This is a genomic window from Burkholderia sp. HI2714, from assembly GCF_002223085.1.
GTDB classification, from domain to species: domain Bacteria; phylum Pseudomonadota; class Gammaproteobacteria; order Burkholderiales; family Burkholderiaceae; genus Burkholderia; species Burkholderia lata_D.
This window is the reverse complement of sequence record NZ_NKFM01000174.1, coordinates 1-640: the sequence shown is the minus strand read 5'-3', so window position 1 is coordinate 640 and position 640 is coordinate 1. Positions and strand designations below refer to the sequence as shown.

Annotated in this window: 1 pseudogene; it reads right to left on the bottom strand. The window is 58.9% G+C overall.

The window, feature by feature from the left end:
* Positions 1–318 (bottom strand): annotated as a pseudogene (locus tag CFB82_RS41755) (hypothetical protein); the annotation flags it as partial.
* Positions 319–640 lie beyond the last annotated feature (322 nt).

Below are 640 nucleotides of genomic sequence, written 5' to 3'. Positions count from 1 at the left end.
CAGCCGCCAGTACTCTTCCATGAAGCCGGTGATCTGACGCATCGCCCAACGAAACAACCGGTAAAACGTATAGATCAGCTCGATGTAGGCGTTCGTGTAGGTTGGGGCACGCCCGGACACACCCGGCCCATACGGCTGGGTGTTGATGAACAGCGCCTTCAGGTCGGCCTCCGGGCAGTAGAGGCTGAGCTGGCCTCGCCGCTTCAGGCTCTGATTGTAGGCGCGGGCGTTCGCGACCCGATACGTCGGTTTCGGGCGTTTGCGCGGCGCTCCGGATTTCAGGCTGGCTTTGTATGGCAATGAACGTTCACGAGGCATAGATCAATTGCCCTTTCTACTCGACCTCACGCTGCCGCGCAACCACCCCCTTCCGAACAAAGCCTAATTTGATGGCTTTGTTCGATAGGGTGGGCGCTCAGTTGGTTGTGGGCGCAATTAGGCGGCTTTGTTCAGCAGGGTCCTTGCGCGGCGACCGTGGGTCCGGTAGAAAGAGCCCCATGATCTATTCGACTGGGCGTGGTTCAGAAACCGCCGATTTTGGGTAACACGGACGAGCGGATACCCGCCGTGTATGAGGACGGCGTTGAAGGAAGCAGTGCGAATCAGATCGAGGGATCCGACCTTTGACGATCAGCCCCGA